Annotated in this window: 22 protein-coding genes; 15 read left to right on the forward strand and 7 right to left on the reverse strand. The window is 70.7% G+C overall.

The window, feature by feature from the left end:
- Positions 1-8 precede the first annotated feature (8 nt).
- From STSP_RS21965 to STSP_RS21985, 5 genes are all read left to right on the forward strand, one after another.
- Positions 9-1,550, forward strand: a complete 1,542-nt coding sequence (locus STSP_RS21965; RefSeq protein WP_067280807.1) for a sugar ABC transporter ATP-binding protein — start codon at positions 9-11, stop codon at positions 1,548-1,550.
- Positions 1,540-3,498: an ABC transporter permease/substrate-binding protein gene (locus STSP_RS21970; RefSeq protein WP_067280811.1), complete on the forward strand. Its 1,959-nt coding sequence runs from the start codon at positions 1,540-1,542 to the stop codon at positions 3,496-3,498. The genes STSP_RS21965 and STSP_RS21970 overlap by 11 nt, the downstream gene beginning before the upstream one ends.
- A gap of 29 nt (positions 3,499-3,527) precedes the next feature.
- The gene (locus STSP_RS21975) at positions 3,528-4,427 is read left to right on the forward strand and encodes a ribokinase (RefSeq protein WP_067280814.1); all 900 of its coding nucleotides are present in this window, start codon (positions 3,528-3,530) and stop codon (positions 4,425-4,427) included.
- Positions 4,424-4,813: a D-ribose pyranase gene (gene rbsD, locus STSP_RS21980; protein ID WP_067280817.1), complete on the forward strand. Its 390-nt coding sequence runs from the start codon at positions 4,424-4,426 to the stop codon at positions 4,811-4,813. The genes STSP_RS21975 and rbsD overlap by 4 nt, the downstream gene beginning before the upstream one ends.
- 246 nt (positions 4,814-5,059) lie before the next feature.
- Positions 5,060-5,572 carry a DinB family protein gene (locus STSP_RS21985; protein ID WP_067280819.1) on the forward strand — a complete coding sequence of 171 codons (513 nt, stop codon included), beginning with the start codon at positions 5,060-5,062 and terminating at the stop codon, positions 5,570-5,572.
- Between the two features lie 35 nt (positions 5,573-5,607).
- Here the strand turns inward: STSP_RS21985 and STSP_RS21990 are convergent, their stop codons facing one another.
- The 3 genes from STSP_RS21990 to STSP_RS22000 are packed head-to-tail and all read right to left on the reverse strand — an operon-like array spanning position 5,608 to position 8,758.
- Positions 5,608-6,402, reverse strand: a complete 795-nt coding sequence (locus tag STSP_RS21990; protein WP_067280941.1) for a sugar phosphate isomerase/epimerase family protein — start codon at positions 6,400-6,402, stop codon at positions 5,608-5,610.
- Positions 6,403-6,443: 41 nt separating this feature from the next.
- Positions 6,444-7,604, reverse strand: a complete 1,161-nt coding sequence (locus STSP_RS21995) for a dihydrodipicolinate synthase family protein (protein ID WP_067280822.1) — start codon at positions 7,602-7,604, stop codon at positions 6,444-6,446.
- The gene (locus STSP_RS22000) at positions 7,601-8,758 is read right to left on the reverse strand and encodes a Gfo/Idh/MocA family protein (RefSeq protein ID WP_067280825.1); all 1,158 of its coding nucleotides are present in this window, start codon (positions 8,756-8,758) and stop codon (positions 7,601-7,603) included. Before STSP_RS22000 ends, STSP_RS21995 begins: the two co-directional genes overlap by 4 nt.
- 183 nt (positions 8,759-8,941) lie before the next feature.
- On the opposite strand from STSP_RS22000, the gene STSP_RS22005 reads away from it, so the two are divergent.
- From STSP_RS22005 to STSP_RS22030, 6 genes are all read left to right on the forward strand, one after another.
- Positions 8,942-9,991: a LacI family DNA-binding transcriptional regulator gene (locus STSP_RS22005; RefSeq protein ID WP_067280826.1), complete on the forward strand. Its 1,050-nt coding sequence runs from the start codon at positions 8,942-8,944 to the stop codon at positions 9,989-9,991.
- 150 nt (positions 9,992-10,141) lie between these two features.
- Positions 10,142-10,600 (forward strand): helix-turn-helix domain-containing protein, encoded by a 459-nt coding sequence (locus STSP_RS22010; RefSeq protein WP_067280829.1) that lies wholly within the window; start codon positions 10,142-10,144, stop codon positions 10,598-10,600.
- A gap of 201 nt (positions 10,601-10,801) precedes the next feature.
- Entirely contained in the window at positions 10,802-11,740 is a 939-nt protein-coding gene (locus STSP_RS22015) for a bifunctional helix-turn-helix transcriptional regulator/GNAT family N-acetyltransferase (protein ID WP_067280830.1), read from the forward strand.
- A gap of 49 nt (positions 11,741-11,789) precedes the next feature.
- Positions 11,790-12,446 carry an IS607 family transposase gene (locus STSP_RS22020; protein ID WP_078067399.1) on the forward strand — a complete coding sequence of 219 codons (657 nt, stop codon included), beginning with the start codon at positions 11,790-11,792 and terminating at the stop codon, positions 12,444-12,446.
- Between the two features lie 64 nt (positions 12,447-12,510).
- A complete protein-coding gene (locus tag STSP_RS22025) occupies positions 12,511-14,205 on the forward strand; it encodes a hypothetical protein (RefSeq protein ID WP_232789746.1) in 1,695 nt (564 codons plus the stop codon).
- A 109-nt stretch (positions 14,206-14,314) separates the two neighbouring features.
- Complete coding sequence (locus STSP_RS22030; RefSeq protein ID WP_067280835.1) at positions 14,315-15,115, forward strand: sugar phosphate isomerase/epimerase family protein; 801 nt, start codon at positions 14,315-14,317, stop codon at positions 15,113-15,115.
- A 25-nt stretch (positions 15,116-15,140) separates the two neighbouring features.
- On the opposite strand, the gene STSP_RS22035 is transcribed toward STSP_RS22030, so the two are convergent.
- A complete protein-coding gene (locus STSP_RS22035) occupies positions 15,141-16,091 on the reverse strand; it encodes a YhgE/Pip domain-containing protein (RefSeq protein WP_067280838.1) in 951 nt (316 codons plus the stop codon).
- Between the two features lie 158 nt (positions 16,092-16,249).
- On the opposite strand from STSP_RS22035, the gene STSP_RS22040 reads away from it, so the two are divergent.
- Positions 16,250-16,741, forward strand: a complete 492-nt coding sequence (locus tag STSP_RS22040; RefSeq protein ID WP_067280840.1) for a MarR family winged helix-turn-helix transcriptional regulator — start codon at positions 16,250-16,252, stop codon at positions 16,739-16,741.
- Between the two features lie 48 nt (positions 16,742-16,789).
- Here the strand turns inward: STSP_RS22040 and STSP_RS22045 are convergent, their stop codons facing one another.
- Entirely contained in the window at positions 16,790-17,719 is a 930-nt protein-coding gene (locus tag STSP_RS22045) for an EamA family transporter (protein WP_067280946.1), read from the reverse strand.
- Positions 17,720-17,830: 111 nt separating this feature from the next.
- Here STSP_RS22045 and STSP_RS22050 point away from each other — a divergent pair, with 111 nt between their 5' ends.
- The 3 genes from STSP_RS22050 (at position 17,831) to STSP_RS22060 (ending at position 21,755) form a co-directional block, all read left to right on the forward strand.
- Positions 17,831-18,748, forward strand: a complete 918-nt coding sequence (locus STSP_RS22050) for a LysR family transcriptional regulator (protein ID WP_067280842.1) — start codon at positions 17,831-17,833, stop codon at positions 18,746-18,748.
- 398 nt (positions 18,749-19,146) lie between these two features.
- Entirely contained in the window at positions 19,147-20,991 is a 1,845-nt protein-coding gene (locus tag STSP_RS22055) for a glycoside hydrolase family 3 protein (protein WP_067280845.1), read from the forward strand.
- A 131-nt stretch (positions 20,992-21,122) separates the two neighbouring features.
- The gene (locus STSP_RS22060; RefSeq protein WP_067280848.1) at positions 21,123-21,755 is read left to right on the forward strand and encodes a hypothetical protein; all 633 of its coding nucleotides are present in this window, start codon (positions 21,123-21,125) and stop codon (positions 21,753-21,755) included.
- A gap of 75 nt (positions 21,756-21,830) precedes the next feature.
- On the opposite strand, the gene STSP_RS22065 is transcribed toward STSP_RS22060, so the two are convergent.
- Both STSP_RS22065 and STSP_RS22070 read right to left on the reverse strand, forming a co-directional pair.
- Positions 21,831-23,243 (reverse strand): S28 family serine protease, encoded by a 1,413-nt coding sequence (locus STSP_RS22065; protein ID WP_067280850.1) that lies wholly within the window; start codon positions 23,241-23,243, stop codon positions 21,831-21,833.
- Between the two features lie 165 nt (positions 23,244-23,408).
- Entirely contained in the window at positions 23,409-23,813 is a 405-nt protein-coding gene (locus tag STSP_RS22070) for a hypothetical protein (protein ID WP_067280852.1), read from the reverse strand.
- Between the last annotated feature and the right edge of the window lie 74 nt (positions 23,814-23,887).

The following is a 23,887-nucleotide window of genomic DNA, read 5'->3' on the forward strand; positions in this document are numbered from 1 at the left end:
AGCAGCGCGTGAGCAACCCGGACGAGTTGCTGCGTATCGAAGGGATACGCAAGACGTTCCCCGGCGTCGTCGCGCTCGACGGCGTCGACTTCGATCTCCGCCGCGGCGAGGTGCATGTCCTGCTCGGCGAGAACGGCGCGGGCAAGAGCACCCTCATCAAGATGCTCTCCGGTGCCTACCGCCCGGACTCCGGCCGCGTCCTGGTAGACGGCGAGGAAGTCCGTATCCACGCCGCGCAGGACGCGGAGCGACTCGGTATCGCCACGATCTACCAGGAGTTCAACCTGGTCCCCGATCTGACGGTCGCCGAGAACATCTTCCTGGGCCGCCAGCCGCGCCGCTTCGGGATGGTCGACCGGAAGCGGATGGAGGCCGAGGCCGCCGTACTCCTCGAGCGGGTCGGCGTGAACGTCTCCCCGCGCGCGCGGGTGCGTGAACTCGGCATCGCGCGGCTGCAGATGGTGGAGATCGCCAAGGCGCTGAGCCTCGACGCGCGTGTGCTCATCATGGATGAGCCGACCGCCGTCCTCACCTCCGAAGAGGTCGACAAGCTCTTCCGTATCGTGCGTCAGCTGCGGGAGGACGGCGTCGGCATCGTCTTCATCACGCACCACTTGGAGGAGATCGCCGCTCTCGGCGACCGCGTGACCGTCCTCCGCGACGGCAAGAGCGTCGGCCAGGTGCCCGCGTCGACTCCGGAGGACGAGCTCGTACGGCTGATGGTGGGCCGCAGCATCGAGCAGCAGTACCCACGCGCGCGTGCCGACGCGGGCGAGGCCCTGCTGTCCGTGCGCGGGCTGACCCGGGACGGCGTCTTCCACGACGTGAGCTTCGAGGTGCGGGCCGGTGAGGTCGTCGGCATCGCGGGGCTCGTGGGGGCGGGGCGTACGGAGGTCGTCCGCGCGGTCTTCGGCGCCGACCCGTACGACACGGGCTCGGTGCACGTCGCGGGCGCGCAGGTGCCGCGCCACGACGTGGGCGCGGCCATGACCGCCGGCATCGGACTCGTCCCCGAGGACCGCAAGGGGCAGGGGCTCGTCCTCGACGCCTCCGTGGAGGAGAACCTCGGTCTGGTCACGATGCGTGCGGCGACCCGCGGCGGACTGGTCGACCGCAAGGCCCAGCGCACCGCGGCCGCCCGGATCGCCGAGCAGCTCGGCGTCCGTATGGCGGGCCTCGGCCAGCACGTCCGCACCCTGTCCGGCGGCAACCAGCAGAAGGTCGTCATCGGCAAGTGGCTGCTTGCGAACACGAAGGTGCTGATCCTCGACGAGCCGACGCGCGGCATCGACGTCGGCGCCAAGGTCGAGATCTATCAGCTCGTCAACGAACTGACGGCCGCGGGCGCCGCCGTCCTGATGATCTCCAGCGACCTGCCCGAGGTGCTCGGCATGAGCGACCGGGTGCTGGTCATGGCCCAGGGCCGGATCGCGGGCGAACTCTCCGCGGACGAGGCCACCCAGGACGCCGTCATGGCGCTCGCCGTCAGCACGAACTCGGGCAGCACGAACACCGGCAACACCGAAAAGGAGGCCCCCCGTGGCCACTGACACGCTCAAGAGCACATCGGGCGCGAGTGGCGCCTCGGCGGTCCGCCGCCTCCTGCTCGACAACGGCGCGCTCAGCGCCCTGATCGTCCTGGTCATCGCGATGTCGCTGCTCTCCGGCGACTTCCTGACCACCCAGAACCTGCTGAACGTCGGCGTCCAGGCGGCCGTGACCGCCATCCTCGCCTTCGGCGTGACCTTCGTGATCGTCTCGGCGGGCATCGACCTGTCGGTCGGCTCGGTAGCCGCCCTCTCCGCCACGGTCCTTGCCTGGACGGCGACTTCGGAGGGCGTGCCGGTCTGGATCGCGGTGATACTCGCGATCGCCACGGGCATCGCCTGCGGCCTGGTCAACGGCGTCCTGATCTCGTACGGCAAGCTGCCGCCGTTCATCGCGACGCTGGCCATGCTGTCGGTCGGCCGCGGTCTGTCCCTGGTGATCTCGCAAGGCAGCCCGATCGCCTTCCCCGACTCGGTCTCGCACCTCGGCGACACGCTCGGCGGCTGGCTGCCCGTCCCGGTCCTCGTCATGATCGTGATGGGCCTGATCACGGCGCTGATCCTGGGCCGTACGTACATCGGCCGCTCCATGTACGCGATCGGCGGCAACGAGGAGGCGGCCCGCCTCTCCGGTCTGCGCGTGAAGAAGCAGAAGCTGGCGATCTACGCGCTGTCGGGTCTGTTCGCCGCCGCCGCGGGCATCGTCCTGGCCTCCCGTCTGTCCTCCGCGCAGCCGCAGGCCGCGCAGGGATACGAGCTCGACGCGATCGCCGCGGTCGTCATCGGCGGCGCCAGTCTGGCGGGCGGTACGGGCAAGGCGTCCGGCACGCTCATCGGCGCGCTGATCCTGGCGGTGCTGCGCAACGGCCTCAACCTCCTTTCGGTGTCCGCGTTCTGGCAGCAGGTCGTCATCGGTGTCGTCATCGCGCTGGCGGTGCTCCTCGACACGGTGCGGCGCAAGGCCGGGGCGACGCCGGTCGCGGCCGGTGCCGGTGGTGCGGGTGCCTCCGGCAAGAAGGGCCCGCAAGCTGTGAAGTTCGCCCTCGCCGCGGTCCTCGTTGCGGCCGTCCTGGGCGCGATGTCCCTCTTCAACAGCGGCTCGTCCCCCGCGAACCAGAAGCTGGGCCTGTCCCTGTCGACCCTCAACAACCCGTTCTTCGTGCAGATCCGTGAGGGCGCGCAGGAGGCCGCGAAGAAGGCGGGCGCCGACCTGACCGTCACGGACGCCCAGAACGACGCGTCCCAGCAGGCAAACCAGCTGCAGAACTTCACCAGCGAGGGCCTCGGTTCGATCATCGTCAACCCAGTGGACTCGGACGCCGCGGGCCCGGCGGTGCGGGCCGCGAACAAGGCCGGCATCCCGGTGATCGGCGTCGACCGCGGCGTCAACAAGGCCGACACGGCCGCGCTCGTCGCCTCCGACAACGTCGCGGGCGGCAGGCTCGCCGCGAAGACGCTGGCCGAGAAGCTGGGCGGCCAGGGCGAGATCGTCATCCTGCAGGGTCAGGCCGGTACGTCGGCCAGCCGCGAGCGCGGCGCGGGCTTCGCCGAGGGCCTGAAGGCCTACCCGGGCATCAAGGTCCTGGCCAAGCAGCCCGCGGACTTCGACCGCACCAAGGGCCTCGACGTGATGACGAACATGCTGCAGGCCCACCCGGACGTGGACGGCGTCTTCGCCGAGAACGACGAGATGGCGCTCGGCGCGATCAAGGCGCTGGGCAGCAAGGCCGGTACGTCGGTCGCGGTCGTCGGCTTCGACGGCACCCCGGACGGTCTGAAGGCGGTCAAGGCGGGCACGCTCTACGCGTCGGTGGCCCAGCAGCCCAAGGAGCTCGGCCGGATCGCGGTCGAGAACGCCCTGAAGGCGGCCGAGGGCGAGAAGGTCTCGGAGACGGTGAAGGTGCCGGTGAAGGTCGTCACGTCGCAGAACGTGGACGGCTTCACCGGATGAGTCAACCGACCGGCGTAGGGAGAGGGTTCATGTACGACTACGACCTGTTGGTCGTAGGGTCGGCCAACGCCGACCTGGTGATCGGTGTCGACCGCCGCCCCGGCCCCGGTGAGACGGTGCTCGGGTCCGACCTGGCCGTCCACCCGGGCGGCAAGGGCGCGAACCAGGCGGTCGCCGCCGCCCGCCTCGGGGCTCGTACGGCCCTGCTGGCCCGGGTCGGGGACGACGCGCACGGACGGCTGCTGCTGGACTCGCAGCGTGCGGCCGGAGTGGACACCGTCGGCGTCCTCACCGGCGGCGCACCCACCGGGGTGGCGCTGATCACGGTGGACCCGTCGGGCGACAACAGCATCGTGGTGTCGCCCGGCGCCAACGCCCGCCTGGCGCCCGAGGACGTGCGGGCCGCGAAGGTCCTGCTCTCTTCGGCGCGGGTCGTCTCGGCGCAGCTGGAGATCCCGCTGGACACGGTCGCCGAGGTCGTACGGAGCCTCGCCGACGGCAGCCGTTTCGTACTGAACCCGTCGCCCCCGGCGCCGCTGCCCGCCGAGGTGCTTGCGGCCTGCGATCCGCTGGTCGTCAACGAGCACGAGGCGCGCGTGATCCTGGGCGGCTCGGCGGGCGACGCTCCGGAGGAGTGGGCGGACGGCCTGCTGGCCCTGGGCCCGCGCTCGGTCGTCGTCACGCTGGGCGCGGAGGGTGCCCTGGTGGCGGACGGCGAGTCGGCCGTCCGCGTGCCGTCAGTGCAGGTCGCCGCCGTGGACACCACGGGTGCCGGCGACGCCTTCACGGCGGCCCTGGCCTGGCGCCTCGGCCTCGGCGACGACCTGCCGACGGCCGCCGCCTTCGCGGTGCGCGTGGGTGCGGCGGCGGTCACGAGGGAGGGCGCGCAGGCGTCCTTCCCCACCCTTGAGGAGACACAAGCTCTGTGAAGAAGGCCGGAATTCTCAACCGCCACCTGTCGGGTGCCCTCGCCGAACTCGGCCACGGCGACGGCGTCCTCGTCTGCGACGCCGGAATGCCGATCCCGCCGGGCCCGAGGGTCGTCGATCTCGCCTTCCGGGCCGGCGTCCCGTCCTTCGCGGAGGTACTGGACGGCCTGCTGGCCGAACTGGTCGTGGAGGGCGCGGTCGCCGCACACGAGGTACGGGACGCGAACCCGTCGGCGACGCGGCTCCTGGAGACGTCCTTCCCCGAGCTGGAGCTGGTCGCGCACGAGGAGTTGAAGGCGATGTCGGCGGACGCCCGCCTGGTGGTCCGCACCGGCGAGGCGCGGCCGTACGCGAATGTGCTGCTGCGCTGCGGCGTCTTCTTCTGACCACCGCATCACCGAGTTGCCCGGGAAAACTCTCGAGGGGGCCTGATCCGTCGATCAGACCCCCTCGTTCCCACCCCCATGTCAGAACCCCGCGATCCCCCCAGATCCCCCTCCAGAAGTCCTGACGCCAAGTAGACCAGCGACCGCCGGGAAGGGTTGCACGGGTCCGCAAGAAAATTCCGGCCAGCCCGCAGGCGGCGAAAAACCAACTGCGCCCGGGACGGAGCCTCGGTAACGTCGACGTCCATGTCGCCTTCCCATGAGCGTCCCCCCTTCACCGCGGACGAGCGGACCGCCCTGATCGGCTGGCTTGACCTGCAGCGTTCCATCGTGCGGTGGAAGTGCAAGGGCCTGTCGGACAAGGACACGCACCGCGCCGTCCTCCCGTCGTCTCCGCTGATGACGATGGCGGGCGTCATCTCCCACCTGCGGTGGACCGAACAGACCTGGTTCGAGGTGCTGTTCCTGGGCGGGCCGGCCGACGGCCCCCAGTTCCTGGAGGACCCGGAGGACGCCGACATGCGCGTCGACGGCACCCCCCTCGACCAGCTCCTCGATGAGTACGAGCGCCAATGCGCCGTCTCCAACGAGATCATCGCGGCCCACTCCCTGGACGAAGTGGGCCGCCATCCCGACTTCCGTTCGGCCTCCGCCAACCTGCGGTGGATGGTGATCCACATGATCGAGGAGACCGCACGGCACGCCGGTCACCTGGACGCCATCCGTGAGCTGCTCGACGGCGAGACCGGTTACTACTGACGCTCCCGGTCACCGCCGTCCCGGCGCGACGCCTGTCACGCGTACCGCACGAACCGCTCCGCCGTCTCGGCCAGGACCTCCTTTCCGTCCCGCGCCCACAGCCCGTCGTTGAAGAGCTCGACCTCAATGGGGCCGGTGTACCCGGCGGCCTCGACGTAGCCGCGCCACTCCCGCATGTCGATCGCGCCGTCGCCGATCTGGCCGCGGCCGTTGAGGACGCCTTCCGGCAGCGGAGTCGTCCAGTCGGCGAGCTGGAAGGAGTGAATCCGGCCCGCGGCCCCGGCCCGGGCGATCTGTGCGGCCGCCTGGTCGTCCCACCAGATGTGGTACGTGTCGACGGTGACCCCGACCTGCTCGGCGGGGAAGCGTTCGGCCAGGTCGAGGGCCTGCCCGAGCGTGGAGACCACGCAGCGGTCGGACGCGTACATCGGGTGCAGCGCCTCGATCGCGAGGCGGACGCCGCGCTCGGCCGCGTACGGGGCGAGCACGGCGAGCGCGTCCGCGATGCGCTCGCGGGCCCCGTGGAGGTCCTTGCTGCCGGCGGGGAGGCCGCCGCAGACCAGGACCAGCGTGTCCGTGCCGAGCGTGGCGGCCTCGTCGATCGCCGCGTGGTTGTCGCCCAGCGCCTCCGCCCGCTCGACGGGGTCGATCGCCGTGAGGAAGCCGCCCCGGCACAGGGTGGTGACGGTGAGGCCCGCGTCCCGTACGAGCTTGGCGGCCGCCTCCACGCCGTACTGCTGCACCGGTTCGCGCCACAGGCCCACGCCCGGCACGCCGAGGTCGACGCACGCGGAGACCAGCTCGGGCAGCGTGAGCTGCTTGACCGTCATCTGGTTGATGCTGAAGCGGCTGAGGTCGGTCAGCGGTTCGGTCACTGCTGGACTCCGTAGACGTTGAGCAGGGACTTCATACGGGCCTCGGCGAGGGCCGGGTCCGGGAACAGGCCCAGGCTGTCGGCCAGTTCGTACGCCCGGGCGAAGTGCGGGAGGGAGCGGGCCGACTGGAGGCCGCCGACCATCGTGAAGTGCTCCTGGTGCCCGGCCAGCCACGCCAGGAAGACCACGCCGGTCTTGTAGAAGCGGGTCGGCGCCTGGAAGAGGTGGCGGGACAACTCGACGGTCGGGTCGAGGAGGGCCCGGAAGCCCTTCACGTCGCCCGTGTCGAGGACCCGTACCGCCTCCGCCGCGAGCGGGCCCAGCGGGTCGAAGATGCCGAGGAGGGCGTGGCTGAAACCCTGCTCGTCGCCGGCGATCAGCTCCGGGTAGTTGAAGTCGTCGCCCGTGTAGCAGCGCACGCCCTTCGGGAGGCGGCGGCGCACGCCGATCTCGCGGCCCGCGTCCAGGAGGGACATCTTGATGCCGTCGACCTTGTCCGGGTGGGCGGCGATGACCTCGATGAAGGTGTCGGTGGCCGCGTCCAGGTCGGACGAGCCCCAGTAGCCCTCGAGCGCCGGGTCGAACATCGGGCCGAGCCAGTGCAGGACGACGGGCTCCGCGGACTGGCGCAGCAGCCGCCCGTAGACGTCCAGGTAGTCCTCGGGGCCCTTGGCGACGGCCGCGAGGGCGCGCGAGGCCATGAGGATGGGCTGGACGCCGGCCTCCTCGACGACCGCCAGCTGCTCCTCGTACGCGGCCACGACGTCGTCGAGCGAGGTGGCGGGCGCGGTGAGCTGGTCGGTGCCGACACCGGCCGCGATCCGGCCGCCGACGGCCTTGGCCTCGGCGGAGGACCGCTTGATCAGTTCGGCGGCCCCGGCCCAGTCCAGGCCCATGCCGCGCTGGGCGGTATCCATGGCCTCGGCGACGCCGAGACCGTGCGACCACAGGTGGCGGCGGAAGGCGAGGGTGGCGTCCCAGTCGACGGCCGCCGGGGAGTCCGGGGACACGTCCGCGAACGGGTCGGCGACCACGTGCGCGGCGGAGAAGACCGTGCGGGAGGCGAGCGGGGCGCCGCCGGGGGTGAACACGGAGGGTTCGGTGCGCGGCTCGTAGGCGCGCAGGGCGCCGGTCGCGTCGGGCAGGCGGATGGTCACAGCGCGATCTCCGGAACCTCGAGGCGGCTGCCCTCGGCCGCCGACTTCAGGCCGAGCTCGGCGAGCTGGACACCGCGGGCGCCGGCGAGCAGGTCCCAGTGGTAGGGCGCGTCGGCGTAGATGTGCTTGAGGAAGAGCTCCCACTGGGCCTTGAAGCCGTTGTCGAACTCGGCGTTGTCCGGAACCTCCTGCCACTGGTCGCGGAAGACCTCGGTGGCCGGGATGTCCGGGTTCCACACCGGCTTCGGCGTGGCGCTGCGGTGCTGGACGCGGCACTTGCGCAGGCCCGCGACCGCGGAGCCCTCGGTGCCGTCGACCTGGAACTCGACGAGCTCGTCGCGGTTGACGCGGACCGCCCAGGAGGAGTTGATCTGCGCGATCGTGCCGCCCTCGAGCTCGAAGATGCCGTACGCGGCGTCGTCGGCCGTGGCGTCGTACGGCTTGCCCTGCTCGTCCCAGCGCTGCGGGATGTGCGTGGCGGTAAGGGCCTGGACGGACTTCACGCGGCCGAACAGCTCGTGCAGGACGTACTCCCAGTGCGGGAACATGTCGACGACGATGCCGCCGCCGTCCTCGGCCCGGTAGTTCCAGGACGGGCGCTGCGCCTCCTGCCAGTCGCCCTCGAAGACCCAGTAGCCGAACTCGCCGCGGATGGAGAGGATCCGGCCGAAGAAGCCGCCGTCGATGAGCCGCTTCAGCTTCAGCAGGCCCGGCAGGAACAGCTTGTCCTGGACGACGCCGTGCTTGATCCCGGCCGCCTCAGCCAGGCGCGCCAGCTCCAGGGCACCGTCCAGACCGGTGGCGGTGGGCTTCTCGGTGTAGATGTGCTTGCCCGCCGCGATCGCCTTCTTGATCGCCTCCTCGCGGGCCGAGGTGACCTGGGCGTCGAAGTAGATGTCGATCGTCTCGTCGGCGAGGACGGCGTCCAGGTCGGTCGAGATGTTCGCCTGGTCCAGGCCGTGCTGTTCGGCAAGCGCCTTCAGCGCGTGCTCGCGGCGGCCGACGAGGACCGGCTCGGGCCACAGCACGGTGCCGTCGCCGAGGTCGAGGCCGCCCTGCTCGCGAATGGCGAGGATCGAGCGGACCAGGTGCTGGCGATAGCCCATGCGTCCTGTCACGCCGTTCATGGCGATGCGCACCGTCTTGCGTGTCACGAGTTTCCCTCCGTACGGCCCGTACGCCCTGTCCGCGCACGGCGAGCGTCCGCAGCTACGTAGCAAGCGCTTTCTATAGGGTAAGAAGCTAGCCTCTGCACAGCGGCTCGGACAAGTACCTCGTACAAGTACCGGAGGGCGACCTGTGCACATGGGCTCGGACAAGCACCGGAGGACGACCAGATGACTGTGACCCTCGCGGACGTGGCGGCGCGCGCGCAGGTCTCCCCCGCCACCGTCTCCCGCGTGCTCAACGGCAACTACCCGGTGGCCGCGAAGACGCGGGAGCGGGTGCTGCGCGCGGTCGACGAGCTCGACTACGTCCTCAACGGCCCCGCCAGCGCGCTTGCCGCGGCCACGTCAGACCTGGTCGGCATCCTCGTCAACGACATCGCCGACCCCTTCTTCGGGATCATGGCGGGCGCGGTCCAGTCGGAGATCGGGGGGCAGCCGGACGGGCGCGCGGGCGGTGAACGGCTGGCCGTCGTGTGCAACACGGGGGGCTCGCCGGAGCGCGAGATCACGTATCTGACCCTGCTGCAGCGGCAGCGGGCCGCGGCCGTGGTCCTCACCGGTGGCGCGGTCGAGAACCCGGCGCACGTCGAAGCGGTGTCCGCGAAGCTGCGCAGGCTCGCGGACGCGGGCACGCGCGTGGTGCTCTGCGGGCGGCCGCCGGTCCCCGGCACCGACGCGGTCGCGATCACCTTCGACAACCGCGGCGGCGGGCAACGGCTCACTGAGCATCTGATCGCGCTCGGGCACCGCCGTATCGCCTACATCGCGGGACCCGAGGAGCGCACCACCACCCGGCACCGGCTGGAAGGCCACCGCGACGCGCTGGCCGCGCACGGCATCGAGGACGACCCCCGGCTCACCGTGCACGGGCCGTACGACCGCCGCTCCGGGTACGACGCGACGCTCGAACTCCTGCGCCGCGACCGCTCGTTGACCGCCATCGTGGCCGCCAACGACACGGTCGCCCTCGGCGCCTGCGCGGCCCTGCGCGACGAGGGCCTGCGCATCCCGGACGACGTGTCGGTGGCAGGCTTCGACGACCTGCCGTTCAGCATCGACGCGGTGCCGGCCCTGACGACGGTACGGCTGCCGCTGGCCGCGGCGGGGGCACGGGCGGGACGGATCGCGATGGGGCGGGAGGAGCGGCCGCCGGGCGGGATCGCGACGGTGCAGGGGGAACTGATGGTTCGGGGGTCTACGGCGGCGCCACGAGGGTGACAAACGGCGCCAGCGGTTCGTCGGCACCGGAGTGTGTGGCGTTGCCGCCGTCGACCGACCCATGGGGTGGACATATGCGCCTACGCTTGCGATCGTTTCGAATATTTCAGATACTTCGGATAGCAGGATTCCAGGTGGGAGGCGTTAGCGATGGCAGCATCCGCCGTTGACCGGCACGGTGCAAACGGCCTGGAGGAGGCCGAGGCCGCGGCTCTCGCGCTGCGGCGAGTGAAGAAGTTTCTCGCTGAGCATGAGCGCGAGTCCGTGGTCCGGGCGGTCGTCGAGGGCGAGTCGGACGCCTTGACCCTGCCCAGGGGAGCCGTAGAACTGCTCGCCACCGTGCTCGCGCATATGGCGGCGGGCCGGGCGGTGTCGGTGGTTCCGTCGCACGCGGAGCTCACCACGCAGCAAGCCGCCGATCTGCTCAACGTCTCGAGACCGTTTCTCATCGGTCTGCTCAAGGCAGGAGAGATCGAGTACCGGACAGTGGGCACGCACCGAAGGATCCGGGCCGAGTCCTTGCTGGAGTACCGCCGCCGCGACGACCAGGCCCGACGTGAGGCGGCAGACGAACTCACGGCCCTGAACCAGGAGATGGGGCTGATCTGAACCGTGGCCTTCGTGGTGATCTACGACGCATGCGTACTGTATCCGAGCACCTTGCGGGACCTGCTGATAGGACGGGCTCGTCGAGGCCGTAGCGGCCCTCCGCGCCTGACCGTATTCTCTGACTGAGTCAACGGTTTCGCGCCTGCGCCGAAGGCGACCTCACAGCCAGGGCGACACGGGCGACCGCGAGGCAGGTGTCCCATGACCGTGCACGACATCCGCTCGTTCAACCGCTTCTACACGAACCTCATCGGCGCGCTGGACTACGGCCGCCACCTGTACGCGCCGTACACGCTGACCGAGTCGCGCGTGCTGTACGAGCTCGCGCACTCTCCGCGTACCGAAGCCGCCGATCTGCGGGCCGAGCTCTCTCTCGATGCCGGGTACCTGAGCCGGATCCTCGCCAGGTTCGAGAAGGACGGGCTGATCGAACGGGCCCCGTCGGAGCGGGACACGCGGCGCCGGCAGGTCACGCTGACCGCGCGCGGGCGCGAGACGGCCGCGCTGCTCGACGAGCGTTCGAGCCAGGCCGTGGCGTCGCTCCTCGCGACCGTGCCGGCCGGTGAGCGGCAGAGGCTCGCCGAAGCGCTGCGCACCGTCCGCGAGCTGCTGTCCGGTGGCCGTCCGCCGCGGGCCGAGGACGTGGTGCTGCGCGAGCGAGGACCGGGCGACCTGGGCTGGATGGTGCAGCGCAACGCCGCGCTGTACGCCGCCGAGTACGGCTGGAACACCGACTACGAAGGCCTGGTGGCCCGTATCGTCGCCGACTTCGCCGAGGACCACGACCCGTATCTGGAGCGGGTGTGGATCGCCGAACTCGACGGGCGCCCGGTGGGCTGCGTGATGTGCGTACGCGACGCGGCACCCGCCACGGCGCGGCTGCGGCTGCTGCTCGTCGAGCCGGACGCGCGCGGCCTCGGCATCGGCGACAAGCTGGTGCGCGCGTGCGTCGACTTCGCGCGGAGCGTGGGCTACCGGGACCTGGTGCTGTGGACGAACGACGTCCTGACCGCGGCTCGCCGGATCTACCAGCGGCACGGCTTCGTCCTGGTCGCGGAGAAGCCGCACCGCTCGTTCGGGGCCGATCTGGTGGGGCAGGACTGGCGGCTGGCTCTGCACGGGACGCCGGGTGACGGGTAGATAACTGTCGATTCAGTTGTAGGCCACAGTTGGTCATATAGTCACTCACATGAGTGAGAAGGCTGACGATTGGATCTCTGCCGGGAAGGCTGCGAAGCGGCTCGGGGTGTCGACGCGGACGTTGCGCCGCTACACCCTCGAAGGCGTTCTGGAAGACCGGCGGTCACCAGGCGGCCGGAGGATCTTCCGCGTGGGGGACCTGGATGCGGTTGCTCGTCGTCGAGGTCGGCCGGTGGAGCGTTCGGGGGCGGTGGTGCTGTACGGGCGCGTGTCTTCCCATCAGCAGCGGGCCGAGGGGGACTTGGAGCGGCAGGGGGAGCGGCTGCGGGAAGCAGCCGGCGACCGTCCGATCGCTGGGGTGTTCACCGATGTGGCCTCCGGCCTGTCGGACAAGCGCAAGGGGCTGCGGCGGGCTTTGCGGGCCTGCCAGGGCGACAGGGTGACAACGCTGCTGGTCACACACGAGGAGCGGCTGGCCCGGTTCGGCACCGCGCTGCTGGCGGAAGTGGTACTGCCGTCGTGGGGTGTGCGGTTGGAGATCGCCGGTGGGGACGAGGGGCTGGATGGCGGCGAGGGCAATGATCTGGTGCGGGACACGCTGGCGGTGGTCACCTCCTTCTCCGGGCGCTTGTACGGCTCGCGGTCGGCGAAGGCCCGCGCCCTCACTCAGGCCGTCAAGTCCACTCTCGAAGAGGCTAATTTGTAGGCCACTGCAGGTCACATATAGGCTCTGGACTGCCGGTTGAGGAACCTAGCGAGGAAAGGGGGACGTGGTCGTGCCGAAGCTCCGCAGGAAGCGCGAACTGCGCATGATCGCGGCCCCCTTCACCGTTGCCGCGCCGTCCGGGGCCCGTATCCGGGACCGTCTTCCGCTGACCGGCGAAGAGGCCGAGGTTCTGCGCCAGGTGGGCGAGCACAACGGCCGCCACCAGCGGGCTGACCTGGCCGAGCGCATCCGTATCGGCAAGGTCAAGGCTAAGGACACCCGCCGTGCGGAGCGGAAGAAGAAACTGACCGCGGCGTCCTCTTCGCGTTGGGCGGGGGCCATGACCAGGGCAAGCGAGGATCAGTACCAGCTGTCGATGCGGGTACTGTTCGATGAGCGGGCCAGTCTGCGCCGAGCCATCCGCACCATCAGCAAGCGCCTCGCGGTCCCCTGCGGGCAGCGCAAGGGGAAGGTGCGCGGCTACGCCGATCAGAACGAACGCTTCCAGAAGCAGCGCCGCCTGCAGGTCCTCAAGGCCCGACTCGCCCGCGTTGAGCAGCGGATCGACGCGGGGCGTCCGAGCATTGTGGTCGGCGGCCGGCGCCTGGCCAGGATCCGGCACAACCTGGAGAAGGCCCATCTCACTGCGGCCGAGTGGGGTCAGCGGTGGGAAGCCGAGCGGTTGTTCCTCACCGCCGATGGCGAGAGCGGTGCACCGTACGGCAACTACACCATCACCGTCGACCCGGCTGACGGCTCGGTGACACTCGTGCTGCCGGAGCCGCTCAGGCACCTGGCGAACGCACCGAGAGGCAGGTACAAGCTCTCCTGCGCCGTCTTCTTCCACCACCGGCGCCAAGAATGGCTCGACCGCGTGGAGGCGCACTGTGCCGTTCGGTACGACTTCGTCCACGAGCCGACCCGGGACCGTTGGTACCTCGATGCCTCCTGGTCCGCCGACAAGGCCGTCCTCCCCTGCCCCGAAGAGATCAGGCAGTTCGGTGAGCGGATGCTCGGCATCGACCTGAACGCCGACCACCTCGCCGCCTACGTGCTCGACCAGCACGGCAACCCCATCGGCGAGCCCATCACCATCCCGCTCGACCTGACCGGCCCGGCCAGCCAGCGCGACGGCAGGTTGAGGGCAGCGATCAGCAACCTGATCACCATCGCGAAGGAGCACCACTGCGTCGGAATCGCAGTGGAGAACCTCGGCTTCGATGACGCCCGCCAGGTTGGACGGGAGACTATGGGGCGAGGCAGGCGAGGCAAGAAGTTCCGCCGCACCGTGGCTGGTATCCCCACCGCCCGATTCCGTGAACGCCTGCGCGGCATGACCTTCCACGCCGGACTCGTCGTCATCGCTGTCGACCCTGCATACACCAGCAAGTGGGGCGGCCAGCACTGGAAGACCCCACTCCAAGACCAGAACAAGACCAACGTCACGCGACACCACGCAGCCGCGGTGGCGATCGGCCGGCGTGGCCTGGGACACCGAATCCGGCGTCGGCCAGGTGTGACCGCCCACCACCAGAGGATGGTGGAGCGGAGAGCTACCGGCCAGGCTGTATTCGTTCCCAGGCCACGCGGGACCACGAGCCCACCCAGGACAGCGGGCACGCCAAACGGAGGCGGCAAGACCCGACCGTGCCGAGGTGACCAACTCGTGCTGTTCCCCGATCTCGAAGACCGTTCGCGAGGTCACCGGACCACCTGTCCGGAATCATGCGAGTCGGCCAACACTGGCCAACATCGCTAGGAGCGGTAGGGTCCGGATCGGGTCCCGCCCTTCCGGGCGAGCCCATGGAACCCGGTCGGGCATGCCCGTCCTCGCGCACACCCGGCCCGCCCCAGCGAGGTGAACAACGGTGAAACTGGCCTTCTCCACCCTCGGCGTGCCGGGGCTTCCCATCCCCGACGTGGTACGGCTCGCGGCCGAGCACGGCTACCACGGCGTCGAACTACGCGCCCACGAGGAGGAGCCGGTCCACCCGGGCATCGTCCTCACCGAACGGGCCGACGTCGCCGCCGAGTTCAAGGCGGCCGGCATCCAGATCCTGGGAATCGCGGGGTACGCGCGCGTGGCGGCGCCCGGCGAGGACGAGCCGGTGCTCGCGGAGATCCGCGGCCTGCTGGAACTCGCCCGGGACCTCGGCGCGCCGTTCATCCGCGTCTTCCCCGGCGGCGGCACGAAGCAGACCGCCGAGGAGGCCGACGCGACGGCCGCCCGCCGGCTGGGCACCGCCGTGGAGTACGCCGGCGACCTGGGCGTACGCATCCTCCTGGAGACCCACGACTCGCACCGCACGGGCGCCGCCGCCACCCGCGTCCTCGGCCAGGTGGGCCATCGCCGCCTCGGCGCCCTGTGGGACGTGATGCACACCTGGCTCGGCGGAGAGCAGCCCTCCGAGACGTACGCCGCGCTGTCGCCGTATCTCGGCTACGTCCAGGTCAAGGACATCGCGTCAGCCGAGGACACGACACCCCTGCCGCTCGGCGCCGGCGTCCTGCCGCTCACCGAACTGGTGGACATCCTCAGCCGGAACGGCTGGGACGGCTGGCTGTGCTGGGAGTACGAGAAGCGCTGGTACGAGGCCGCGGCGCCGCTGCCCGGCCTGCTGGGGCCGGGCAGGACGCACCTCGCACGCCTGCTCAACGAGTCCGCGTGACCGGCTCGCAGGGCACGCCACGGACCTAGGCCGGGGCGTTCTCCTCGAGTTCCTCCTCCAGCTTCCGATCACCGTGGTAGTACGCGTGGCTCCATCCGGTCGCGGCGGCGGCCTGCGGGGAGAGCCGCTGCACGCCGGACGGGCGTGCGGACGGGTGTGCGGCCCGCTGCGCTGCAGACACCGCCGCGGGCGCGGGTACGGCGGGCGGTACGGAGCCGTCCGCGCGCGCGGGTTCTGCCGCGGTGGGCTGGGGAGTCGCCGCGGCGGGCCGCTTGCCCCGCCGTTCGAAGGCATAGGCGGCAACGAGGAGCAACGCTCCGGCCACGACCCAGAGCGCGAGCCGCAGGACGTACCCTCCGACGTCGAGGCCGTCGAAGTACACGATGTTCCGTGCCGCCTCGAGGAACCCGGCTCCGTTCCAGAACGCGTGCAGAGCGCCGAAGAACCCCGGCTGGAGCGCCGGTTCGAAGATTCCGCCGCACGAGGTGAAGTTCAGCGCCACGAACATGATCGTCATGCTGAGCGTCGTCCAGCGCTTGAAGAACGTGTGCAGGCCGGTCCCGACCCAGACGATGCCCAGCGAGTACAGCCAGGACAGAGCCCAGACTGCGGCGAGGTCGTGGTCGACGAAGCCGAAGACGGGGCCTGCGAAGAGCAGCCCGAGGATGCTCACGACGAACGAGGTTCCCACTCCGATGAGCGCCCGGATTCCGGTGGCGAGGACAGCGCCCGCGCCGCCGATGACGGCCACCGACGCATAGGAGCCGATGCTGACGGCGACGAGCAGGAAGAACAGCGCCTGACCGGTCGGGTCGTTCTCGCCCAGCGAGACGACGTCGGTGACCTCGAGGGGCCGATGCTCCGCCGCGGCGACCTGCGTGAACACCTTCTGCACGACGGTGGCCGTGGTCTCGGAGCCGCCCTTGGCGATCAGCAGCTCCGGATGCCCGGCGCTCGGGACGAAGGCGCCGGACACCTCGCGCTCCTGCAGCCGGGAGACCGCGGCGTCGCGCGAGGCGACCGTGCGGATGTCGAGCGCGTCACCGGCCTTGTCCTGCAGCGTCTGCGCCTAGATGGGCCATACAACTACATTCTGTTGTATCATACAACTAGATGGTCGCGAGAGGGGTGCCTATGAGCGACGTGAGCGACGTGAGCGAGGAGAGCCTCGCCCGGGAGACCGCCAGTCAGGCGATCGCGCGAGAGGTGATCGCACTCACCCGGCGGGCTCGCGCCGCAGCCGCCCAGCTGCACCCGGAGCTCTCCCTCGTCACGCACACGATCCTGACGCACGTGAGCGACCAGCGAGGCTGCAACGCGACCGATCTCGCGGCGCATTACATGCTCGACAAGTCCACGGTCAGCAGGCAGGTCTCGGCCCTGTTGAGAATGGGCCTGCTCGCGCGCCGGCCGGACCCCCGCGACCACCGTGCGCAGATCCTCGAGGTGACCGAGGCCGGGTACAGCGCCCTGGCGGCGGCAGCCCGCAGCCGCCAGGCGATGTTCGACGACCGCCTGGGCGACTGGGGCACGAGTGACCTGGTGCGCTTCGCCGCCTACCTGGAGCGGTACAACCGGACACTCCCCCGCGGCGGCAGGCCGGCAGCAGGCGACACCGTCGCCTGAGCGTGGCGACGCCTCCGCACAGGTGAACGCCTCACTCGTAGGAGGCCGTTACTCGGCCAGTGCCGGCGACTTGGCCGGGGGTGCGACCTCCACCGGAAGAATCGCCTTCGCCTGGCGGCTCCCCCCGGCCCCGGCGAGCGACGTCAGCGCCACCCCGCCCACCAGCAGCGCCGCCGCGCACCACCGCAGCGGGCTCACCGGCTCGCCCAGGAACAGCGCAGCCGCCGACATCCCGAAGACGGGCACGAGGAGCGAGAAGGGCGCGACCGTGGAGGCCGGATGGCGGCGGAGCAGCCAGCCCCAGGCGCCGAAGCCGAAGACCGTGGTGATCCAGGCGACGTAGACGATGACGCCCGCGCCCTGCCAGTCGAGGGAGCGCAGGGCGGCGAGGTCCGCGGACGGGCCCTCGGTGAGCAGGGACAGCAGGAGCAGCGGCAGGACCGGGACCGTACTGACCCACACCATGAAGTTGAGCGAGTCCGGCGGGGACGCCTTGCGGGTCAGGACGTTGGAGACGCCCCAGCAGGCGGCGGCCGCGATGACCAGCGCGAAGGCGAGGAGCGGCCCGGACGCGCCCTCGTCCACCGCGGCGACCGCGACGCCGCCGAGGGCCACCACCATGCCCGCGACACGGACACGTCCGGGCCGCTCGCCCAGCACAACCATGGCGAACAGGGCCGTGAACACGGCCTGGATCTGCAGCACGAGCGACGACAGGCCGGCGGGCATGCCCGCGTCCATGCCGACGAAGAGCAGCCCGAACTTCGCCACACCGAGGGCGAGTCCGACCGCCACGATCCACTTCCAGGCGACCTTGGGCCGCCCCACGAAGAAGACCGCGGGCAGCGCCGCCACCAGGAAGCGCAGGGCCGAGAAGAGCAGCGGCGGGAAGTGGTCGAGGCCGACCTCGATGACGGTGAAGTTCACGCCCCAGACGGCGGCGACGAGGACGGCGAGACAGATGTGTACGGGACGCATGCAGTGAGCATCGTCGGCCACCACCGTGAAGCACCAGCGCGAGTTCCTTCATGGTTGGATGAAGTATCGCTTACGCATGCGTCGGCCCGAGCCGACTTCGAGGAGGTCCCCATGCTCGATCTCCAGCGGCTGCGCGCCCTGCACGCCGTCTCCGTCCACGGCACGGTCGGCGCGGCCGCGGCCGCCCTCGGTTACACCCCGTCCGCCGTGTCGCAGCAGCTGGCGAAGCTGGAGCGGGAGACCCGGACGGTCCTGCTCGAACGGCATGGACGCGGGGTCCGGCTCACCGACGAGGCGTGCCAACTCGCCGATACAGCAAGTGAGTTGATGGCGATCGTCGAGCGAGCCGAGACGGAGTTGGAGGAGCGGCGGGGGCTGCCCGCCGGGCGGCTGACCGTGGCAGCGTTCGCCTCGGCGGCACGCGGCCTGCTCCCCCGCGTACTGGCCGATCTGGCCGCGCGCCATCCGGCGCTGGACGCCCGGCTGACCGAGGTCGACCCGCATCTCTCCGTCGACCTCGTGGCCAAGGGCGCCGTCGACGTGGCCGTCGCGCACGACTGGGACATCGCGCCGCTGCCCGCCCCGCCCGGCGTCGAACAGGCCGTCATCGGCGAGGACCTGTGCGATCTGCTCGTACAGGCCGGGCATCCGCTCGCGGGGCGGCAGTCCGTACGCCGCGAGGACCTCAAGCAGGAGCGGTGGGTGTGCCAGCCGCCGGGGCGGGTCTGTCACGACTGGCTCGTCCGCACACTGCGCGCGGCCGGTTGCGAGCCGGACATCGCGCACCAGGCGGACGAGAACCCGACGCTGGTGGCGCTCGTCGCGGCCGGGCTCGGCATCGCACTGCTGCCCCGGCTCGGGCGCGGCCCGCTGCCCGACGGCGTCGTCGAGGTGCGGCTCGACCCCGTGCCCGTACGGCGGTTGTACGCGCTCTGGCGGACCGGGGCGGCGCGGCGGCCCGCGATCGCGGAGACGGTCAGTACCCTGCAGGCCCACTGGCCTGCCGCCTCGGCACACGCGCCCCTGTGAGCGCCGGCGCACCAACTTCGCGGAATCTCCGCGATACGGGGAACCTGTGCCCAAGCGCCCGCGTCAAACGGGCATGCTGACGGATGAGTCTCCGCAGAGCGGTGTCGGCCTCGCTGCTGGCTGCGATCGCTGACCACCCCTCTCCACCGCCTGCGGCCGGCAGCACGCCGTCACCGGCGCGCCCCCCTCCAACTGCGCCGGTGACGGCCCCTCATCCCGGCCCGGGAATCCGCTCGTTGCGTAGCCCTTGCCCGGTGCGTTCCTGCCCCGGCACCCGCGCGCACCCTTGACTGTAAGAAATTGTCAGGATATCCGTGGCGTCGCGGAAGTTTCCTTCAATCGCCTTCTCCACCACGCCCCTCCATGGATCCCACGGATCTCCTCCGGAAGGAGCGCACGTGCAGTACAGACACTCCGGAACCTCCAGACGCACTCTCCTCGCTGCCACCGCGGGCGCGGCCGCCGCCCTGACCGCAGGCGCCGGCCCAGCGCACGCCGACGCGGACGGCGCGGCCGACGCGAACGCGGGCAGCGGCCAGGACGACAGGCTCAAGGCGCTCATATCCCGTATGAGCCTCGAGGAGAAGGTCGGCCAGCTCTTCGTGATGCGGGTGTACGGCCACTCCGCGACCGAACCGGACCAGGCCGACATCGACGCCAACCTCAAGGAGATCGGGGTCAGAACGGCCGCCGAACTCATCGCCGAGTACCGCGTGGGCGGGATCATCTACTTCGCCTGGGCGCACAACACCCGTGATCCGCACCAGATCGCGGACCTGTCCAACGGCATCCAGGAGGCCGGGCTCTCCCTCCCAGGCGGCCTGCCCCTGCTCATCTCCACCGACCAGGAGCACGGCATCGTCGCGCGCGTGGGCAAGCCCGCGACGCTGCTCCCGGGCGCGATGGCGCTCGGCGCCCGGGGTTCGCGGTCCGACGCGCGCCGGGCCGCGCAGATCGCGGGAGCCGAGCTGCGCGCGATGGGCATCCGGCAGAACTACGCGCCGGTCGCCGACGTGAACGTCAACCCGGCCAACCCCGTCATCGGCGTACGGTCGTTCGGCGCCGACCCCGAAGCGGTGGCCGGACTGGTCGCCGCCCAGGTCAAGGGCTACCAGAGCGCGGACATCGCCGCGACGTCCAAGCACTTCCCGGGACACGGCGACACCGAGACCGACAGCCACTACGGCTTCCCGGTCATCGAGCACACCACGGAGCAGTGGGGGCAGCTCGACGCGCCGCCGTTCCGGGCAGCGATCGCAGCCGGCATCGACTCGATCATGACCGCGCACATCATGGTCCCGGCGCTCGACCCGTCCGGCGACCCGGCCACGCTCTCGCACCCCATCCTCACGGGCATCCTGCGCGAACAGCTCGGCTACGACGGCGTCGTGGTGACGGACTCGCTCGGCATGGCGGGCGTACGCCAGAAGTACGGCGACGACCGCGTCCCCGTCCTCGCGCTCAAGGCGGGCGTCGACCAGCTGCTGAATCCGCCCAGCCTCGACACCGCCTGGAACGCGGTCCTGAACGCGGTCAAGGGCGGCGAGCTGACGGAGGCGCGGCTCGACGAGTCGATCCTGCGCATCCTGCGGCTGAAGGCGAAGCTCGGGCTCTTCACGGACCCGTACGTCTCCCATGAGGGCGTCCACCGGACCGTCGGCACCGACGCGCATCTCGCGGCGGCGGACCGCATCGCCGAGGAGACGACGACCCTGCTGGTGAACGAGCAGGGCCTGCTGCCGCTGTCGCGCCTGACCCACAAGAACGTGCTGGTCGTGGGCGCGGATCCGGCCTCCCCTTCCGGCACGACCGGTCCGCCCACGGCCGTACTCGCGGGCGCGCTCTCCGAACTGGGTTTCTCCGCCACGGCACTCTCCACCGGCACGGCACCCTCGCAGGCGAAGACCGACGAGGCGGTGGCGGCGGCCCGGGGGAAGGACGCGGTGGTCGTCGGCACGTACAACGTCTCGGCTACGAGCTCTCAGCGCAGCCTCGTCGACGCGCTGATCGCCACCGGCGTGCCGGTCGTCGCGGTGGCGATCCGCAACCCGTACGACGTGGCGCAGCTGCCCGGCGTCGGCGCGTGCGTCGCCGCGTACTCCTGGACGGACGTGGAACTCCGCGCCGCGGCAAGGGTGATCGCGGGCCGCGCACAACCGGAGGGCAGGCTGCCGGTTCCTGTGCAGCGGACGGACGACCCGTCGCAGGTGCTGTATCCGATCGGCTACGGACTGTCGTACTAGCTGCGCAGTCCGGCGTACGCGACGTACGCCGGACACCCGGCACACCACCCCCAAGAGACGCAAATCCCCTGCACATCCGGCGTGTGCGCGTTCCGGCAGGTCACGCTTGATGGATCTATGGGGGGTTGGTCATGCACAACGCGCGGACCGCGGGGGTGGTGTGCGCGCTGCTGGTCGCCGCAGCGGCGCTCACCGGATGTCAGAAGTCCCCGTCTTCGGAGGCGGGTTCGGAGGACGGCAGGCTCGGCGGGGTACCGTCGCCGACCCGGCCGTCGGGGTACGGAGCGGTGTTCCTCGCCCTCGACGAGTGCAGTTCGCGGGGGCGCGAGACGTTCACCGAGGTGTCGTGCACGAGCGAGAAGGCGGCGGCGCGGGTCGTCGCACGCTACGACGGCAGCGTGTCGGAAGGGCCGTCCTGTCCTGAGCGCACGGACTTCGTGCTGCACATCAGCGAGAACAGCCCGGCACTGGACGAGGACGGCGACGGGGCGGTGCCGCAGGGGTACGCGTGCATGCGCAACCTCGAGGCGCCGCACCCCGGGGATCCCGGGGGCGGCGGGGGGCCGCGCACGATCGTCGGGGACTGTGTGTACTCGGCGGGGCGCGGGGAGGTCCGCGAGACGTCGTGCGACGGCAAGGGCGAGGAGGCCCCCGAGTACCGGGTGACCAAGGCGGTCACCTCCCGCCCCAAGTGCCCGTCCTCGACGGCGCTCTACGTCGAGCTCGGCGGCGCGAAGCCGGTGGGCTGCGCGGTACGCCTCTGACGCCGCCCGCCCGCCTGTGGGCAGTCGTTCCGCGCTGCGGAACGCCTGCCCACAAACCGGCGGCGGCGCGGCCGCCTACGGCCGCAGTGTCGGCTCGCGCCGGAGCTGCTGACGGTCCAGCTTCGCGTCATACGCGGCCAACGGCTTCGCCTCGGCCGAAGCCGCGGCCGAAACCCCCGCCCACGCAAGAATCCGCGACGTCGCAAGGTCGCGGTCGGCCTCGGTCAGACCAGCGACCCGGGCACCGTGGTTGGCCCCGGGCGCAGTGAACACGTAAGAGTCACGCGCCCCCTTGCCCAGCCGGAACGGCTCGGCGCCCCACGGGTCGTTCTCCCCGTACACGTACAGCATCCGCTGCGCGTTGTGCCGCACCCAGCTGTCGACGTCCCGCATCACCCATGGCTGGAACGTCATCGGGATGGACCGCGGCACGAAGTTCCGCGGCGGCTGGTAGCCGTACCGGGACAGGCCGCCCAGCCAGGGCTGCTGGATGGTCGGCGCGCCGAGCTGCGTGCCCGCCTGGTAGTAGTACGGCGTGTAGGGCTCGAGCCCCTGGTCGGTGTAGAACGACCAGCCGGAGATGGCGTCGACGTAGTCGAAGAGCTCCTGGTCCGTCGCGGTCGACGCGTCCGGCACGTCGGCGCACTCGGCCTCGAGGTGGTACTGCCAGAAGCCCCACACCAGGTCCAGGACGACGGCCTCATACGCCTTGTCGAGCGAGCCGACCGTCGCGAACGTGTAGCCGTTCTCCTCGGCGTACGCGGCGTACTTCTCCTCCAGCGGCTCACGCCGGACGAGCGCCTCGCGCTGGACCGCGTTCAGCTTGTCGCGGCACTCCTCGGTGCCGACGGTCTCGAAGAACTCGTCGTAGGCCGAGTCCTCCTTGTTCACCACGTCGTTGGGCGCGACGTACGCGACGACGCCGTCCATGTCGCGCGGATAGAACCGCTCGTAGTAAGTGGCCGTCATGCCGCCCTTGGAGCCGCCGGTGGCCAGCCAGTTCTGGTTGTAGATCGGCTTCAGCGCCTTGAAGATGCGGTGCTGGTCGCTCGCGGCCTGCCAGATGTCAAGCGTGGACCAGTCGGCGGGGTCGGGCCGGGACGGTGTGAAGAAGCGGTACTCCATCGACACCTGGTTGCCGTCGACGATGCGCGTCGGCTCGGAACGGCTGGGCGTGGTGGAGACGTTGTAGCCCGAGGTGGAGAAGACGGTCGGGCGGTTCGTGTCCTTGTGCAGCACCGTGATGCGCTGCTCGAAGGTGCCCTGGGACGGATGCCGGTGGTCGACCGGCTGTGTGTAGTTCAGGACGAAGTAGCGGTAGCCGTCGTAGGGCTTCTCCTCTATCAGGCTCATGCCGGGAACGGCCAGGAGCCGGTCCTTGATGTCGGTGTCGGCGGCCGCCGGTTCCGCGGCGGTGGCGGCACCGGCCGTGCTCAGGGTGCCGATCAGCACCACGAGCGACAGCAGCCATCTGACTGCCTTGCGCATGCACCCTCCCCTGATGAAACGCAGATGTGCGCCGGAACCTAGCGGAGCAACTGCCCTGACACCAGGGGATGTTGGGATGTAAGGGAAAGGAGAGGGAGATCCCTCGGTGATACCTCGGAGATACCTTGGAGTCCTCGGAGTATCTGGGAATCCTTCGGAGATCCCTCAGCAGAGGATCCAGCCCGAGCTCACGGAGCCCGAGCCGACCGCTCCCTTGATCCATACGCAGCGGTGGCCCGCGTGCACCGTGACCGGGCCCGCGTGATGGACGTAGCGGCCGCTGTCCCGCACCGGGCGGCTGCCGCGCGCCTGCACGCTGACGTACATCGACCTGCGCGTGCCGGGCCGCTCGGCGACGGTCACGGCGCAGACGTAGCCGCGGTTCTTGTAGACGCGTACGTCGCCGGTGGAGAAGGGGAGGGTGCGGACCTTGCGGCCGGGGCAGAGGGAGGCGGCTTCGGCGGTGCCGGTGCCGGGGCCCGCGAGGGCCAGGAGCGCCGCGGCCGTCAGTACGGCCGTACCGAGCACGCCGCGGCGCCGGAAACGCCGGTCTATCGCACCACTGTCCACTGAGGCCCCTTTGGTCACGTCGGCACCACCGTACTGGTGAACGGACGCGCCACACCGTGCCTGTGGTTGCGTTC

This window comes from Streptomyces jeddahensis (genome assembly GCF_001642995.1).
Classification (GTDB): domain Bacteria; phylum Actinomycetota; class Actinomycetes; order Streptomycetales; family Streptomycetaceae; genus Streptomyces; species Streptomyces jeddahensis.